We start from the raw sequence: 16,335 nt of genomic DNA on the forward strand, positions 1-16,335 counted from the left end.
CATTTACTCTCTTTTTAACGGCGCGATAAACATGGACTGTTCTGTTGTTGCTTTCAAGGAGATATTATTATGCATTGTTTAAAATCCACTTTATTTAACACGCTTATTACTGCCGCGTTATTATCTGCCAGTGTTGCTGTACATGCAGAAGGCATGGTGCCTGAAACCAGTCTGTTAATCATTGATGAAGCAACGCACAGTGGAACCATTAACGTCAAGAATACCGATTCGCATCCTTCACTTTTATATACGAATGTCGTTGACCTGCCGGACGATACCGGTCTTAAGCTTATTGCAACGCAGCCGGTGGTACGTCTTGAGCCAGGTCAGACGCAGCAGCTGCGCTTTATTCTTCAGAACAAACAGCCGTTGGATGTAGAGCATTATAAACGCGTCACATTCGACGGTATTCCGCCTAAAAAAGATGATAAAAAAATAAAGATCGGCATTAACATTCGCCAGGATATCCCCGTGCTTATTCGTCCGGCATCCCTGGGAGTGGTCACTGATGCCTGGAAGTTCCTGAAGTGGTCCTCAAACGGCACGTCCGTCACCGTGAACAATCCCAGCAAATATGTGGTCCGTCTTGGGCAGAACGTGATGCTGCTGCCTTCAGGGGTGAGTGCCTCTCTGTCCAAAACCTACATTCTTCCTGGCGAAACGCTAACGGCTGATATGAGTAAGAAAGTCAGCGGTGACAGCAGCGTTAAGTTTTTCCCGGCCAGCCGCTATGGCGTTGAGGTACCGAGCTTTACGTCGGAATTAAATAAATAAAATAGGGATATGACGGTGAGTAAACAAAGCCGCCTTGCACTTTGTGTCCGCGCCATTCTTTGCGGCACATTACCTCTGGTGTTACTTGATTCAACATCTGTACTGGCGAGGGAGGTCACCTTCGACACGGGGATAATGCAAACGCTGGGGTTGAATAAAGATCTCAACCATTACTTCGCAGAAGCACCACGCTTTTTACCCGGAACCCACTCCGTTTCGGTGAAGGTCAACGGGAAAGAGCGAGGAATGGCTGCAGTTCGTTTCAACAAAGATGGCATGCTTTGCTTTGATAACGATCTCATGGAGTTTGCTGGGCTGATGCCTGTGTCAATAAAGTCCGGTGAGGAGTGTCATGATATTCGGGATAACTATCCTAAAGCCGTCATCAACGCCTTGCCTAACCAGGAGGCCGTTGAACTCTATCTGCCAGCTGAAGCGGTGAACAGTCTGTCATCGGATATCAAAAACTTCCAGCATGGCGGAACGGCGGCGCTGCTGAACTATTCATTGTTCAGCACCCATAACGACTATGGTGACAATGACAGCAGCCGCTACTCTCAGGCCAGCCTGGAAGCCGGATTCAACACGATGGACTGGGCACTGCGCAGCCGTTATATCCTGACGGATGACGACGGTAGCCGAAATGCCGAAAGCATTTACACCTATGCAGAGCATGTCTTTACCGCGCAAAAAATGACGATGCAGGTGGGTGAAATCAACGCCATGTCCAACGTGTTGAGCGGGGTGCCGATTACCGGCGTTCAGTTTATGCCGACCAGCGGTCTGGCGAGAGCAAGCTCTGGCGTGAGCGTTTCCGGTATTGCCCAGTCTTCCCAGGCACGTGTCGAAATCCGCCAGAACGGTCAACTGGTCTTCAGTACCCTTGTGCCAGCCGGCCCCTTCACGCTGGATGACGTGCCCGTGGTTCGCAACAATGTGGATCTGGACGTCTCGGTGGTGGAATCCGACGGCGCAACTAACCGTTTCATCGTCCCGGCGTCTCAGGTAAGGGCGCGCAACCTTTCACGCCCGCAGGGGCTAACCCTTTCTGTAGGTCAGGTGCGCAGCATCGACAGCGACTATAACGATCCGCTGGTGATGAACATCTCTGACGGCTGGCGTGTCTCTCCGTGGATGAATCTCCTGGCTTCAGGTGCCGCTGCGGAAAACTACCAGGCGGCAGGCGGCAGGACAGAGTTCCTGATAAGCGATGACTGGACCCTTTCAACGGGCGCGGCAGTCAGCAATGCGAGCTTTGGTGACAGCAGCAGCGGGGTAAAAACCGAGCTGCAAAGTGATTACATCCTGAACGAGTACGTCGGTCTTTCAGGCAGTGCGACGCATTACAGCGGAGAGTATCGCGAACTGGCTGATGCGATGGACGATGATTATCAGGGATATGACAACACCTATTCCGGCAACGTTCGTTTCTCCTCCCCTCTGGCGGGGGTGTTTAGCGCAGGGTTCAACTACAACCAGACCAGCGGTGACGGTGAAGATTCACGTTACCTCTTGCTGTCATGGGGCAAGACCTTTACGTACGCGTCAGTATCCATGAACTGGCAAAGTGCGGTCGGTAATGTCGATGACGATCAGGACAATGAGATGTTCTACGTCAATGTGAGCATCCCGCTCGGCGGCAGTCAGTCCATCAGTACCTATATGCGTAAACAGGGTGATAGCACCTCCTATGGCGCGTCTAACAGCGGCTCGCTGGGAGACAATACGAACTATTACATCTCAGCCGATCGCGATCAGGATTCGAAAGACAACAGCTTCAACGGCAACATCAACACTAACCTGCGCTATACGCAACTGAGCGTGGGGGGCGGAACCAGTGGGGATAATCAGCGGAACTACAATGCGACATTGTCGGGTGGCGTGGCCATGCATAAAGAGGGTGTGACTTTCTCGCCGTATACGATTCAGGACACCTTCGCGATTGCCAGACTGAGCGAGAAGAAGAGCGGTGTTGAAATCTCCACTCCGCAAGGTACCGTCTGGACCGATCCATGGGGCCAGGCCGTGGTACCTTCACTCAACGAATGGCATAACTCCCGCATAGAAATTGATGCTAATAAGCTGCCGCAGAGTATGACGCTGGCTAACGGCACGAAATATATTGCCGCAGGCCATGCCTCGGTCAGCGAGATTGATTTCAAAGTACTCAACAGCCGCCGCGTCATGCTAAGCGTTAAGCAGGCTGACGGTCAGCCCCTGAGTAAAGGGATCTCGATTGTTGATGAGAAAGGTAACTATATCGTGACCACGGTTGATGATGGCCACGTCTTTATTAACGATGCCGATCAGCTGAGTGCGCTGTACGCGCTAGACGGTGACAATAACCGACTATGTAAGATTGATTACACCCTGGCTGATAAGCGTGACGAAAATGCCTTCTATGAAGAAGTGAACGGAGTCTGCCGATGAACAGTCGACACTTATCGGGCTTAGTGGCCTTGCTGATGCTCGGTGTGACAGGAATAACCCATGCTGAAGAGTGCCAGCTCAGTCTCTCACAGCCGGTGGTGGATTATCACGAGATGCGCCGGGATACGATCGAAACGACGCAGCAGGACTGGCATAAAATGGCCGATCGTGACATCACGGTAAATGTTTTTTGCCCTCAGTCTCAGCAGATGGCGGTGATACTGCGCGGTACAGCGGGAGATAAGGGGCGGTTTCTTTTTGGGCAGTCCGGCGGTGTCGCAGTCAAAATTGACAACATGACCGTCGATGGCAAAAGTTACACCGTGGGTAAAACGGTCGATCAGCTGAATTTTACGCCGGAAAACGGTACACCGACGCCGTTCTATCTGCGTAATAACGAGGCGGTGATTGCGCTTGAGAATAACCAGGTTCCTTCCGGCCAGCAGATGAGTTTCAACGTAACGCTCTCACCGGTTCTCAACGAAAGCGCGTTCAGCCATCTGACAGATCAAACTACGCTGGAAAGTGATTTGACCTGGAGCTTATTGACGAAGTAACCCTTCTTTTTGCGGCACCACAGAAAAGCGGAGCTGCAGGGGGAGAATCAACGGCGGTTAGCCGCATAAAAAAAGCCGGATGGTATTTGCCATCCGGCTTATTTTTTACACTTCCAGGTAATTCAGAATACCGTCAGCGGCTTTACGGCCTTCGGCAATCGCGGTAACGACCAGGTCGGAACCGCGAACGATATCACCGCCAGCAAAGATTTTCGGGTTGCTGGTCTGGAACGCGTTTTCGTTGCCTTCCGGCGCAATAACACGACCCTGAGAGTCCAGCTCTACGCTGTGCTTCGCCAGCCACTCCATGCTGTGAGGACGGAAACCGAACGCCATTACTACGGCATCGGCCGGGATCACATGCTCGGAGCCTGCCACGATCTCTGCGCGACGACGACCTTTCGCATCCGGCGCACCCATCTCAGTGCGCGCCATTTTCACGCCGCTCACTTTGCCGTTGGCATTCACTTCAATACCCAGAGGCTGGATGTTGAACTGGAATTCCACACCCTCTTCACGCGCGTTTTTCACTTCGCGTTTAGAGCCCGGCATGTTCTCTTCGTCACGACGATAGGCGCAGATCACGTGTGCCGCATTCTGGCGAATGGAGGTACGCACGCAGTCCATCGCGGTATCACCCCCGCCCAGCACCACCACGCGTTTGCCTTCCATGCTGACATACGGCTCATCGGCGGTTTCGCCATAGCCCATGATCTGTTTGGTATTGGCAATCAGGAACGGCAGTGCGTCGAATACGCCCGGCGCATCTTCGTTTTCCAGACCACCGCGCATGGACTGATAGGTTCCCACGCCCAGGAAGACGGCGTCGTAATCCTTCAGCAGGTCGTCGAGCTGCACGTCGCGACCGACTTCCACGTTCAGTTTGAACTCAATACCCATACCGGTGAAGATTTCACGGCGGCGGGTCATGACCTCTTTTTCCAGCTTGAAGGCCGGAATACCGAAGGTCAGCAGACCGCCGATTTCCGGATGGCGGTCAAAGACCACCGCCTTCACGCCGTTACGGGTCAGAACGTCCGCACAGGCCAGGCCCGCCGGGCCCGCACCGATGATCGCCACACGCTTGTCGGTTTGCTTCACGCCGGTCATATCCGGACGCCAGCCCATTTCGAAGGCTTTATCGTTGATATAGCGTTCGATATTACCGATGGTCACCGCGCCAAATTCGTCGTTCAGCGTACAGGAACCTTCACACAGACGGTCCTGAGGACACACGCGGCCGCATACTTCCGGCAGGGTGTTTGTCTGGTGAGACAGCTCGGCAGCTTCAAAAATACGTCCTTCGTTGGCCAGTTTCAGCCAGTTCGGGATGTAGTTATGGACCGGACATTTCCATTCGCAGTAAGGGTTACCGCAGGACAGGCAGCGGTCTGCCTGTGCTTTGGCCTGGCCTTCTGAAAACGGCTCATAGATTTCTACAAATTCAATTTTACGGATCTTCAGCGGTTTCTTTGGCGGATCAACACGCTGCAGGTCGATAAACTGGTATACGTTCTGGCTCATCTGAATTCCTTACTGCGCCTGCACACGCAGCTCTGCTGCGCTACGACTACGGTGACCCAACAGGGCTTTAACATCGCTGGACTTCGGTTTAACCAGCGCGAATTTCGCAGAGAACGCCGGCCAGTTGGCCAGGATCTCTTCGCCGCGCGAAGAACCGGTATGCTGCACGTGTTCGGTAATCAAACCGCGCAGGTGTTCTTCGTGGATAGCCAGCGTTTCAACGTCCAGCACTTCCACCAGTTCAGGGTTCACGCGTTTGCGGAACTCACCGTCTTCATCCAGGACGTAAGCAAAACCGCCCGTCATGCCTGCGCCAAAGTTCACGCCGGTTTTACCCAGGACGCACACAATCCCGCCCGTCATGTATTCACAACCGTTATCACCGATACCTTCAACTACGGTGATGGCACCGGAGTTACGTACGGCAAAACGTTCACCTGCACGACCCGCTGCAAACAGACGACCGCCGGTCGCGCCGTACAGACAGGTGTTACCGATGATGCTGGCATCGCAGCTACGGAAGGCTGAACCGACCGGCGGACGCACCGCCAGCAGACCACCCGCCATGCCTTTACCGACATAGTCGTTGGCATCACCGGTCAGATACAGTTCAACGCCGCCGGCGTTCCACACGCCGAAGCTCTGACCCGCGGTACCGCTGAAGTGCGCGGTAATCGGGTCGGCCGCCAGGCCCTGGTCACCGTGCGTTTGCGCGATGTAACCGGAAAGCGATGCACCGACAGAACGGTCAGTGTTGCGAATATCAAACCAGAACGTTTTGCTCTGCTTGTCATCCACGTACGGCTTCGCTTGCTGCAGCAGCTGCGCGTTCAGCACGCCATTGTCGAACGGCGGGTTATTCTCGGTGCAGTAGACCGCTTTGCCAGGATGTGGCTCGGCAGTTTCCAGCAACTTAGACAGCTCAAGCTTCTGCTGTTTGGCTGTGAAGCCTTCCAGCTCTTTGAGCAGGTCGGTACGGCCAATCAGATCCACCAGGCGTTTCACGCCCAGCTGTGCCATCAGCTCACGGGTTTCGCGGGCGATGAAATCAAAGTAGTTCGTCACTTTGAACGGCAGGCCGTGGTAATGGTTCTTACGCAGCTTCTCGTCCTGGGTTGCAACACCGGTTGCACAGTTGTTCAGGTGGCAAATACGCAGGTATTTACAGCCGAGCGCGACCATAGGGCCCGTGCCGAAACCAAAGCTTTCCGCACCCAGAATCGCCGCCTTGATGATGTCGAGGCCGGTTTTCAGGCCGCCATCCACCTGCAGACGGATCTTATGACGCAGACCGTTAGCCACCAGCGCCTGCTGGGTTTCCACCAGGCCAAGCTCCCACGGACAACCCGCGTATTTCACGGAGGAGAGTGGGCTTGCCCCGGTACCACCGTCATAACCGGCGATGGTGATCAGGTCCGCATAGGCTTTTGCCACACCGGTCGCGATGGTGCCAACGCCCGGTTCGGAAACCAGCTTCACGGAGATCATCGCTTTCGGGTTGACCTGTTTCAGGTCGAAAATCAGCTGCGCCAGATCCTCGATAGAATAAATATCGTGATGCGGTGGCGGAGAAATCAGCGTCACACCCGGTACGGAGTAGCGTAATTTGGCGATATACGGCGTGACTTTATCACCCGGTAACTGGCCGCCTTCGCCCGGTTTTGCACCCTGAGCGACTTTAATCTGAATCACGTCGGCGTTAACCAGATACGCTGGCGTGACGCCAAAGCGACCGGATGCAACCTGCTTGATACGTGAGACTTTGTTGGTGCCATAACGGGCAGGGTCTTCACCACCTTCACCGGAGTTTGAATTGCCGCCGATGCTGTTCATCGCTTCAGCCAGCGCTTCGTGAGCTTCCGGGCTGAGCGCACCGATGGACATTGCCGCGGTGTCAAAGCGTTTAAACAGTTCAGTGGCAGGCTCAACGTCGTCAATGCTGACGGCTTCATCACCCGGGTTCAGCGCCAGCAGGTCGCGCAGCGTCGCCGCCGGACGGCTGTTCACCAGTTCAGCATACTGCTGGTAATCGCTGTACTCGCCGCTCTGAACGGCCTGTTGCAGCGTACGCACCACGTCCGGGTTATAAGCGTGATATTCACCGCCGTGGACATACTTCAGCAGACCACCTTGATCCAGCGGCTTACGTGCCAGCCAGGCGCGTTTCGACAGGTTCATCAGATCCTGCTGGAAGTCAGCGAATCCGGCACCGCCGATACGGCTGATAACACCCTGGAAGCAAAGTGTCGCCACGTCGTCATGCAGACCGACCGCTTCAAACAGCTTCGAGCAGCGGTAGGAGGCGATGGTCGAGATGCCCATTTTGGACATGATTTTGTACAGGCCTTTGTTGATGCCGTTACGGTAGTTCAGCATCACCGTGCGGTAATCTTTGTCGATAGCACGGGTATCCACGAGACGCGCCAGCGTTTCGTAGGCCAGGTACGGGTAAATAGCCGTCGCACCAAAGCCTAACAGCACGGCAAAGTGGTGCGGATCGCGGGCGCTGGCGGTTTCAACAATGATGTTGGCGTCGCAGCGCAGGCTCTTATCGACCAGACGCGTCTGGATAGCACCTACCGCCATTGGGGCCGGTACCGGCAGACGGTTTTTCGCAATATTGCGGTCAGAGAGCACCAGCAGAACGGTACCGTTACGCACCATCTGTTCCGCTTTGTCACACAGCGCATTCACCGTCTCTTCGAGGGTCGCTTCGGTCACGTCGAAAGTGATATCGAGCGTGTCGGCGCGGTAGTGATCCTCTTTCAGGGTGGTGAGCTGTTTGAAATCAGAGTACAGCAGGATCGGCGATTTAAAGGTCAGGCGGTGCGCCTGGCCTTCAGCTTCGCAGAAGACGTTCATCTCGCGACCGATGCTGGTGGCCAGTGACATCACGTGTGCTTCACGCAGCGGATCGATTGGCGGGTTGGTCACCTGCGCAAACTGCTGACGGAAGTAATCATAAATGATGCGTGGCTGGCTGGAGAGCACGGCAAACGGGGTATCGTCACCCATGGAGCCGACCGCTTCCTGGCCATTTTCACCGAGTACGCGGATCACGGAATCCAGCTCTTCGGCGCTGTAGTTAAACTGTTTCTGGAAGCTGGCGAGCGTATCGTCGTCCAGCTCACGACTGCCCACTTCTTCATCCGGCAGATCTTCGAATGGCACCAGGCGACGAACGTTTTTCTCCATCCACTCTTTGTACGGATGGCGGCTCTTCAGATCGTTATCGGTTTCAGCAGAGTGCAGAATGCGCCCACCGCGGGTGTCGATAACCATCAGCTCGCCCGGGCCAACGCGGCCTTTCTCAACCACTTCGTCAGGCTGGTAATCCCAGATACCGACTTCAGAGGCGCAGGTGATGAGCTTATCTTTGGTGATGACGTAGCGTGCCGGACGCAGACCGTTACGGTCCAGGTTACAGGCAGCAAAGCGACCGTCGGACATAACGATGCCCGCCGGGCCATCCCACGGCTCCATGTGCATGGAGTTAAAGTCGAAGAACGCGCGCAGCTCTGGATCCATATCAGGGTTGTTCTGCCATGCCGGTGGCACGAGCAGACGCATGGCGCGCACGATATCCATACCGCCTGCCAGCAGCAGCTCCAGCATGTTATCCATGGAGCTGGAGTCAGAGCCGGTTTCGTTAACGAACGGCGCGGCATCGTGCAGGTCAGGGATCAGTGGCGTCTGGAACTTATAGGTACGAGCACGCGCCCACTGGCGGTTACCGGTAATGGTATTGATCTCGCCGTTGTGCGCCAGGTAGCGGAACGGCTGTGCCAGCGGCCAGCGAGGGACGGTGTTGGTGGAGAAGCGCTGGTGGAAGAGGCAGATGGCCGATTCCAGACGCAGGTCCGCCAGGTCCAGGTAGAAGCGCGGCAGGTCAGCCGGCATACACAGACCTTTATAGATGTTCACCAGGTTAGAGAGGCTACAGACGTAGAACTCTTTGTCGTCCTGGAGACGTTTTTCAATGCGACGACGGGCGATAAACAGACGGCGTTCCATATCACGCGGACGCCAGCCCGCAGGGGCATTAACAAAAATCTGTTCAATTCGAGGCAGCGAGGAGAGGGCGATTTCACCGAGTACCCCTTCGTTGGTTGGCACATCGCGCCAGCCAACAATAGACAGGGTTTCACGTTGAAGTTCTTCTTCGACGATGCGGCGTGAGGCGGCAGCTTTTTCAGGATCCTGATTCAGGAACAGCATACCGACAGCGTAGTTTTTGGCTAAACGCCAGCCGCGCTCTTCCGCAACGATACGGAAGAAACGATCCGGTTTTTGCAGCAGCAGACCGCAACCGTCGCCGGTTTTACCATCAGCAAGGATGGCACCACGGTGCTGCATGCGGGCCAGTGCGTGAATAGCAGTACGCACTACCTTGTGGCTAGGTTCGCCTTCTATGTGGGCGATCAGGCCGAAACCACAGTTATCCTTCTCAAGGGATTTATCGTACAACATATCAGTGAACCTCCCCAGGCTCGTCGGGCTTCCCACTGAACCGTGGCGCACAGGCACAGAAAGAGCATGGCGACGGGGTTTGCGTTTCATACGCGTACCTCGCATTCGCCCTCTTTTTCATCCTTTCGCGCAGGTAAACAAGTTTGAGGACTTGCTTCAGAGGGAATCTCAATTACTGCATAAATATGATGAGCAGGCTGCTCATCCAGAAAGCTTCCAGCGGATTTCCAACTTATCGGGAATTGGTACACAGGTCAAATGGCAATCTTATTTATACAAAAATGTGCTAAAGATCTATTAACTATTTGTATATAAAAGAAATTCAACTCTATTTACAACGTTTGTAAGCTGTGGTGAGACGCAGCGGAGTGTGATCTGACTCACTATATGAAAGCGGTATTATCGATGTAGCGTGCTGAATAGCCGTTTTTTAGCAGAATAATTCTCTATGATGAAATGCAAACCCGCATAAAGTCACTGTTTTTCAGTGCTGGCGCTATAAGTGAAAAAAACAATCAGAACATAAGGAAAAGTAATCATAATCGGCATGAATGAAATTGCAGTAATCCTGAGTATTTATTCATAGAGATAAAGGCCGTCCAGGGCGATTGATCCAGGTCATCGCCGACAGAGGCTAAAAATGGCAGGCTTGTCCCCTTTCTTTGGGACGGTCTATCAGATTATGCAGTTACAGAAATTAGTCAACATGTTTGGTGGGGATCTTTTGCAGCGTTATGGGCAAAAGGTTCACAAGCTGACGCTGCATGGCGGTTTTAGCTGCCCGAACCGTGACGGGACGATCGGGCGCGGGGGCTGTACTTTCTGTAATGTGGCGTCTTTTGCTGACGAAGCGCAGCAGCATCGTTCCATCGTCGAACAGCTGTCCCATCAGGCGAGTCTGGTCAACCGTGCGAAACAGTATCTGGCCTATTTCCAGGCCTACACCAGCACATGGGCGGAAGTACAGGTCTTGCGCTCCATGTATCAGCAGGCGGTAAGTCAGGCCAGTATCGTAGGGCTGTGTGTGGGCACCCGCCCGGACTGCGTGCCGGAAGCGGTACTGGACCTGCTCAGCGAGTACAAGGAGCAGGGGTATGAGATCTGGCTGGAGCTGGGCCTGCAAAGTGCGCACGACAAAACTCTGCACCGCATCAACCGTGGACATGATTTCGCCTGTTACCAGCGCACCACACGTCTCGCGCGTGAGCGTGGGCTAAAGGTGTGCTCGCACCTGATTGTCGGCCTGCCAGGCGAAGGGCAGCAGCACGGTCTTGAGACGCTGGAAAAGGTGGTCGAGACCGGTGTAGACGGAATTAAGCTGCATCCACTGCACATCGTAAAGGGCAGTATCATGGCCAAAGCCTGGGAAGCCGGGCGCTTAACCGGTATTGAGCTTGACGCGTATACGATGACGGCGGGGGAGATGATTCGGCACACCCCGCCGGAGATTGTCTACCACCGCATCTCCGCCAGCGCCCGCCGTCCAACGCTTCTTGCACCGCTCTGGTGTGAGAACCGCTGGACGGGGATGGTGGAAATCGACCGTTATCTGCAAGAGCACGGCGTACAGGGATCGGCGCTTGGTCGCCCCTGGGTTCCCCGCTTACCGGCGACGACCGCCTAACAGGCTCCCCAGCATGCCGCGTACAATCTGATTCGTGACCTGACGCGCAGCACTTTTCGCCATGGTCTGCACGACGCCATCGCGTTTGCCGCCGCGTGGTCCGGTTGTACCAAACAGGATATCCTTAAGCCCGCCCAGGATGCCGTCGTCCACGGCAACAGACTGGCCTTTGGCGGCAGGCGCGTCCTGGGATTCGGTGGTGGCCTGTACCCCTTTTTGCAGCATCTCGAATGCCGACTCGCGATCCACGTCGTCCTCATACTTACCATACAGCGGGGAGCGGTTAATCAGGCCGTTGCGTTCATCGTCCGTCACGGGCCCCATACGGGAGCAAGGGGCAATCACCATTGCGCGCTCCACAACGGACGGGCTGCCTTTTGCATCCAGGAAAGAGATAAGCGCTTCACCGGTGCCCAACGCCTGGATGGCCGCTTCGGTATCAAATGCCGGGTTCGCTCGCATGGTTTGTGCGGCGGCTTTGACGGCCTTCTGATCTTTCGGCGTAAAGGCGCGAAGGGCATGCTGTACGCGGTTGCCAAGCTGTCCCAGCACGTTGTCAGGAATATCGGACGGGTTTTGCGAAACAAACCAGACGCCGACGCCTTTAGAGCGGATCAGGCGGATCACCTGTTCAATCTTATCCAGCAGAACCTGTGGCGCATCGTTAAACAGCAGGTGCGCTTCGTCGAAGAAGAAGACCAGCTTGGGTTTGTCGAGATCGCCGGCTTCAGGTAACTGCTCGTACAGTTCAGAGAGCATCCACAGCAGGCTGGCGGCGTAGAGCTTCGGCATCTGGTAGAGCTTCTCTGAGCTCAGAATATTGATGATGCCTTTCCCGTTGCTGTCGGTGCGCATCCAGTCCTTGATATCCAGCATCGGCTCGCCAAAGAAATGTTCGGCACCCTGTTGCTCCAGGGTCAGTAACCCGCGCTGGATGGCCCCGACTGAGGCGCTGCTGATATTACCGTACTGGTTCTGGAACGATTTGGCGTTATCACCGATGTACTGGGTAATGGCCCGCAGATCTTTGAAATCAAGCAGCAGCAGACCCTGGTCGTCGGCAATACGGAAGATGATGTTCAGCACACCGGACTGCACATCGTTGAGGTTGAGCAGACGAGCCAGCAGCAGCGGACCGAGATCGGAGACGGTTGCACGTACAGGGTGACCTTTCTCACCAAAAATATCCCATAACACGACCGGATTGTTGTGCGGTGTCCAGTCCGTGATGCCGATATTTTTGAGTCGGTCGAGCAGTTTTTCGGACGGAGTGCCTTCCTGAGCCACACCGGTTAAATCGCCTTTTACATCGGCCATAAAGACCGGTACGCCGATCTCTGAAAGCGACTCTGCCAGCTTCTGCAGGGTCACGGTTTTCCCCGTCCCGGTGGCCCCGGTGATGAGACCGTGGCGGTTGGCCATCGCGGACAGTAAAAACAGCTCTTTGTCCAGCGTGCGGGCAATTAACAATGGTGTACTCATAATGCGCTTCCTCTCTTAGTCCTCGGTCGAGTATAGGCAACCTGACGGCAAAATGGCTGAGTAAATTGCTGACTTTGCGGCGCATTATCCAGCGCGGACTATGCTTTTGCATACGGTTCACAAAATTTTGGAAAACTATGTCCAGATTCTTCTTTAACGATCGCAAACAGCTGGTCAACGACGCCATCGAAGGCATACTGATTTCGGCACCACACGCTAATCTCGTCAAACTTGATATCGATCCGGCCATTCGGGTGGTGGCGCGCAGCGACTGGGATAAAAGCCGGGTGGCGGTTATTTCAGGCGGTGGCTCTGGTCATGAACCTGCACACGCCGGGTTTGTCGGCAAAGGGATGCTCACAGCAGCGGTGTGCGGGGATCTTTTTGCTTCGCCGAGCGTTGATGCGGTGCTGAACGCCATTGTGGCGGTAACGGGCGATCGGGGTTGTCTGCTGATCGTGAAAAATTACACCGGCGACCGGCTTAATTTCGGCCTGGCGGCAGAAAAAGCCAAGCGCTATGGCCTGAAGGTCGAGATGGTCATTGTCGCCGATGATATTGCCCTGCCGGATAACAAGCAGCCGCGCGGTATCGCCGGTACGGCACTGGTTCATAAAATCGCGGGCTATGCGGCAGAGCACGGCAAATCACTGACCGAGGTGCGCGATATCGCGCAGCAGGCTTGCGATAATCTCTGGAGCCTGGGCGTGGCAATGCAAACCTGTAACCTGCCGGGCAGTGATGAAGAAGAGGGGCGGATCAAGCAGGGGCACGTGGAGCTGGGGCTTGGGATCCACGGGGAGCCTGGTGCCTCGGTTGTCGATACGCAAAACAGCAAAGCCATCATCGACACGCTGGTCGAGCCGCTCAAAGCGCAGGCCGGTAACGGGCGTTTTGCGGTGCTTATCAATAACCTCGGCGGCGTGTCGGCGCTGGAGATGGCGTTGCTCACCAAAGAGCTGGCCCACTCGGCGCTGAAAGAGAATATCGCTTATCTGATTGGTCCGGCACCGCTGGTGAGTGCCCTGGATATGAAAGGCTTTTCGCTGACGTTGCTGAAGCTTAACGATCTGTTCGAAAAAGCTCTCCATGAAGAGGTGGAGACGTTGGGCTGGCAGAAGCCGGTGGCGTTTGCGCCGCTGCGCGTGCAGGAACATAGCGCGATCCATGACCGCGTGGAATATACCGCCTCGGACAATCCACGGGTCGCAGAGATCGTCTCCACGGTCACGCAGACGCTGATCCAGCTGGAAAACCGCCTCAATGCGCTGGATGCCAAAGTGGGTGATGGCGATACGGGCTCTACCTTTGCGCAAGGGGCGCGGGATATTGCGCAGCGTCTGGAGAAGAAACAGCTTCCGCTAAATGATGTGTCGACGCTGTTGCTGCTGGTTGGCGAGCGACTGGCAACGGTTATGGGGGGCTCAAGCGGTGTGCTGATGTCGATCTTCTTTACCGCTGCCGGGCAGACGTTGCACGACGGTCAGCCGTTGCCGGAAGCGCTCTTAAGCGGGCTGGCGCAGATGAAGCAGTATGGTGGGGCAGATCTTGGCGATCGCACCTTGATCGATGCCCTGCAACCGGCGCTGGAGGCATTGCAGAAAGGCGACCTTCAGGCTGCTGCGCAGGCTGCGAACGCGGGCGCTGAGGCGACAGCGAATATGGTGAAAGCGGGTGCCGGACGTTCGTCGTATGTCAACAAAGAGAACCTGGAGGGGGTGACCGACCCGGGGGCCGTGGCGGTGGCAGAGGTGTTCAAGGCAATGACCGCAGCAAAACGGTAGCGTTTTGAGTATTCCACCCTCTCCCGACGGGAGAGGGTGGCGATGCGTGCAATCAGGCCGCACGCATCCCGCGCGTTCACATCAAAAATCCGCTTTCAACACCACGCGATAACGAGCTTTACCGTCACGCACATGCTGGATAGCTTCGTTGATCTTAGACATCGGATACAGTTCGGTGGTGGGCGCCACTTTAGTGCGCCCGGCAAACTTCATCAGTTTGCGCAATTCGAACGGCGTACCGGTTGCTGAACCGGAGACGCTGCGATCCCCCCCGATCAGCGTAAACGCAGGCACCGGCAGCGGTTTCATCACTGCACCGACGGTGTGGAAGTTACCGCCGTGGGCCAGCGCTTCAAAGTACGGTTGCCAGTCGAGATCGACGTTAACGGTATTGATGATCAGATCAAACTGACCTGCCAGCGATTTAAGCGCTTGCGGATCGCGGCTGTTGACTACCTTATCCGCCCCCATCGCCAGCACTTCTTTCTCTTTGGCCGCGTTCGAGCTAAACGCCGTGACTTCACAGCCCATCGCGTGCAGCAGTTTAATTGCGATATGGCCCAGACCACCAATCCCGATGACACCCACACGGCTGGTGGCGGTGACATGATGCATCAGCAGCGGTTTGAATACGGTGATACCGCCGCACAGCAGCGGACCGGCAGATTCGATATCAATGCTGTCCGGCAGGGGAATAACCCATTGCCAGTCGGCACGCAGTTTATCGGCGAAACCGCCTTTGTTCAGAATGGTAGGGACTGCGCCTTCGAGGCAGTTAATTTGGTTACCGCTGATACAGGCATCGCAGTGACCACAGCTGCGCGCCGTCCAGCCAATACCTACGCGCTGGCCGACCTTCAGCCCTTTGTCCTGTGCGGCGCTACCGAGCGCCACAACGCGGCCAATGACTTCGTGGCCGGCAATCAGTGGATACTGTGAGAAGCCCCATTCATTGTCGATCATGGAGAGATCGGAGTGGCAGATCCCGCAGTAATCAACCTGCACTTCGACGTCTTCTGCTTTTAGGTCGCCCGCATCGTATTCGTACAGCTCAAGTTCTGCACCCGCCTGCGGTGCGGCGTAGCTTTTTATCTTCGACATCGTGTTTCCCCCGTTATGGTGTGAACTGAGAGTGTAGAGCATTCAGTTTACAGTCGCTTAACAGAAGAGGGCAGGAATGCCCTTTACAGAGTTTTCAGCATCCTGACTTCGCAATCGACGTGGCCGGTACAGCCCAGCGGCGCATCAATATGCGTAAAGCCCAGATGTTCATACAGGCCAATGGCCTCTTTGAGGAAGGCGGTTGTTTCCAGGTAACAGCGTTTAAAACCCTGAGTACGCGCATGTTCAAGGGCGATAAGCGCCAGCTTTTTCGCCAGCCCTTGCCCGCGTACCGACGGCAGAAAATACATTTTTTGCAGTTCGCAGATATCCGGCTCGCTGCAGCTTAAAGGCGCCACGCCACCGCCGCCCACCACCTGGCCGTTCTGCTCAATAACCCAATAGGCGTAGCCCGGCTGGCTGTACAACTGAAACAGCTCATCCAGATTCGGGTCGGCAACGGTATAGCCTTTGTCGGCGGTCAGGCCATACTCTGCGGAAACCGTTCGGATAACGGCGGCAATAGCCGGGTTGTCCTGCTCAGTGATCCGACGCATCGTCGTCGCGACGGGGGTAATCACGCTCATAG

The 16,335-nt window shown here is 55.4% G+C and carries 10 protein-coding genes; 5 read left to right on the forward strand and 5 right to left on the reverse strand.

Annotated elements, in window-relative coordinates; translation table 11 throughout:
• Nucleotides 1-69: 69 nt before the first annotated feature.
• Genes AC2FAP_RS20490 through AC2FAP_RS20500 form a run of 3 tightly spaced genes read left to right on the forward strand, consistent with a single transcriptional unit; the run spans nt 70 to nt 3,761 of the window.
• Complete coding sequence (locus tag AC2FAP_RS20490; protein ID WP_449541793.1) at nt 70-774, forward strand: fimbria/pilus chaperone family protein; 705 nt, start codon at nt 70-72, stop codon at nt 772-774.
• 9 nt (nt 775-783) lie between these two features.
• The gene (locus AC2FAP_RS20495; protein ID WP_032679061.1) at nt 784-3,204 is read left to right on the forward strand and encodes a fimbrial biogenesis outer membrane usher protein; all 2,421 of its coding nucleotides are present in this window, start codon (nt 784-786) and stop codon (nt 3,202-3,204) included.
• The gene (locus tag AC2FAP_RS20500; RefSeq protein ID WP_032680188.1) at nt 3,201-3,761 is read left to right on the forward strand and encodes a DUF1120 domain-containing protein; all 561 of its coding nucleotides are present in this window, start codon (nt 3,201-3,203) and stop codon (nt 3,759-3,761) included. Before AC2FAP_RS20495 ends, AC2FAP_RS20500 begins: the two co-directional genes overlap by 4 nt.
• A gap of 105 nt (nt 3,762-3,866) precedes the next feature.
• On the opposite strand, the gene AC2FAP_RS20505 is transcribed toward AC2FAP_RS20500, so the two are convergent.
• Nucleotides 3,867-5,285, reverse strand: a complete 1,419-nt coding sequence (locus AC2FAP_RS20505; RefSeq protein ID WP_014171835.1) for a glutamate synthase small subunit — start codon at nt 5,283-5,285, stop codon at nt 3,867-3,869.
• 9 nt (nt 5,286-5,294) lie between these two features.
• Nucleotides 5,295-9,755 carry a glutamate synthase large subunit gene (gene gltB / locus AC2FAP_RS20510; RefSeq protein WP_032679060.1) on the reverse strand — a complete coding sequence of 1,487 codons (4,461 nt, stop codon included), beginning with the start codon at nt 9,753-9,755 and terminating at the stop codon, nt 5,295-5,297.
• 682 nt (nt 9,756-10,437) lie between these two features.
• Here gltB and mnmL point away from each other — a divergent pair.
• Nucleotides 10,438-11,379 carry a tRNA modification radical SAM protein MnmL/YtqA gene (gene mnmL, locus AC2FAP_RS20515; protein WP_139252549.1) on the forward strand — a complete coding sequence of 314 codons (942 nt, stop codon included), beginning with the start codon at nt 10,438-10,440 and terminating at the stop codon, nt 11,377-11,379.
• Here the strand turns inward: mnmL and AC2FAP_RS20520 are convergent.
• Nucleotides 11,359-12,861, reverse strand: a complete 1,503-nt coding sequence (locus AC2FAP_RS20520; RefSeq protein ID WP_108647757.1) for a helicase HerA-like C-terminal domain-containing protein — start codon at nt 12,859-12,861, stop codon at nt 11,359-11,361. The two genes, mnmL and AC2FAP_RS20520, sit on opposite strands and share 21 nt — an antisense overlap.
• A gap of 137 nt (nt 12,862-12,998) precedes the next feature.
• On the opposite strand from AC2FAP_RS20520, the gene AC2FAP_RS20525 reads away from it, so the two are divergent.
• Nucleotides 12,999-14,645: a glycerone kinase gene (locus AC2FAP_RS20525; protein ID WP_032679056.1), complete on the forward strand. Its 1,647-nt coding sequence runs from the start codon at nt 12,999-13,001 to the stop codon at nt 14,643-14,645.
• Between the two features lie 81 nt (nt 14,646-14,726).
• Here AC2FAP_RS20525 and ahr read toward each other — a convergent pair whose 3' ends face one another.
• Nucleotides 14,727-15,746: an NADPH-dependent aldehyde reductase Ahr gene (gene ahr / locus AC2FAP_RS20530; protein WP_219372462.1), complete on the reverse strand. Its 1,020-nt coding sequence runs from the start codon at nt 15,744-15,746 to the stop codon at nt 14,727-14,729.
• Between the two features lie 83 nt (nt 15,747-15,829).
• The gene (locus tag AC2FAP_RS20535; RefSeq protein WP_020883521.1) at nt 15,830-16,333 is read right to left on the reverse strand and encodes a GNAT family N-acetyltransferase; all 504 of its coding nucleotides are present in this window, start codon (nt 16,331-16,333) and stop codon (nt 15,830-15,832) included.
• Nucleotides 16,334-16,335: the final 2 nt, after the last annotated feature.

The sequence above is a fragment of the Enterobacter cloacae complex sp. 394I7 genome (genome assembly GCF_057320345.1).

What these genes read in the sequence shown, in the direction of transcription:
- AC2FAP_RS20490 (WP_449541793.1), top strand. Translation starts at nt 70, where the DNA reads ATGCATTGTTTAAAATCCACTTTATTTAACACGCTTATTACTGCCGCG.
- AC2FAP_RS20495 (WP_032679061.1), top strand. Translation starts at nt 784, where the DNA reads ATGACGGTGAGTAAACAAAGCCGCCTTGCACTTTGTGTCCGCGCCATT.
- AC2FAP_RS20500 (WP_032680188.1), top strand. Translation starts at nt 3,201, where the DNA reads ATGAACAGTCGACACTTATCGGGCTTAGTGGCCTTGCTGATGCTCGGT.
- AC2FAP_RS20505 (WP_014171835.1), bottom strand. Translation starts at nt 5,285, where the DNA reads ATGAGCCAGAACGTATACCAGTTTATCGACCTGCAGCGTGTTGATCCG.
- gltB (WP_032679060.1), bottom strand. Translation starts at nt 9,755, where the DNA reads ATGTTGTACGATAAATCCCTTGAGAAGGATAACTGTGGTTTCGGCCTG.
- mnmL (WP_139252549.1), top strand. Translation starts at nt 10,438, where the DNA reads ATGCAGTTACAGAAATTAGTCAACATGTTTGGTGGGGATCTTTTGCAG.
- AC2FAP_RS20520 (WP_108647757.1), bottom strand. Translation starts at nt 12,861, where the DNA reads ATGAGTACACCATTGTTAATTGCCCGCACGCTGGACAAAGAGCTGTTT.
- AC2FAP_RS20525 (WP_032679056.1), top strand. Translation starts at nt 12,999, where the DNA reads ATGTCCAGATTCTTCTTTAACGATCGCAAACAGCTGGTCAACGACGCC.
- ahr (WP_219372462.1), bottom strand. Translation starts at nt 15,746, where the DNA reads ATGTCGAAGATAAAAAGCTACGCCGCACCGCAGGCGGGTGCAGAACTT.
- AC2FAP_RS20535 (WP_020883521.1), bottom strand. Translation starts at nt 16,333, where the DNA reads ATGAGCGTGATTACCCCCGTCGCGACGACGATGCGTCGGATCACTGAG.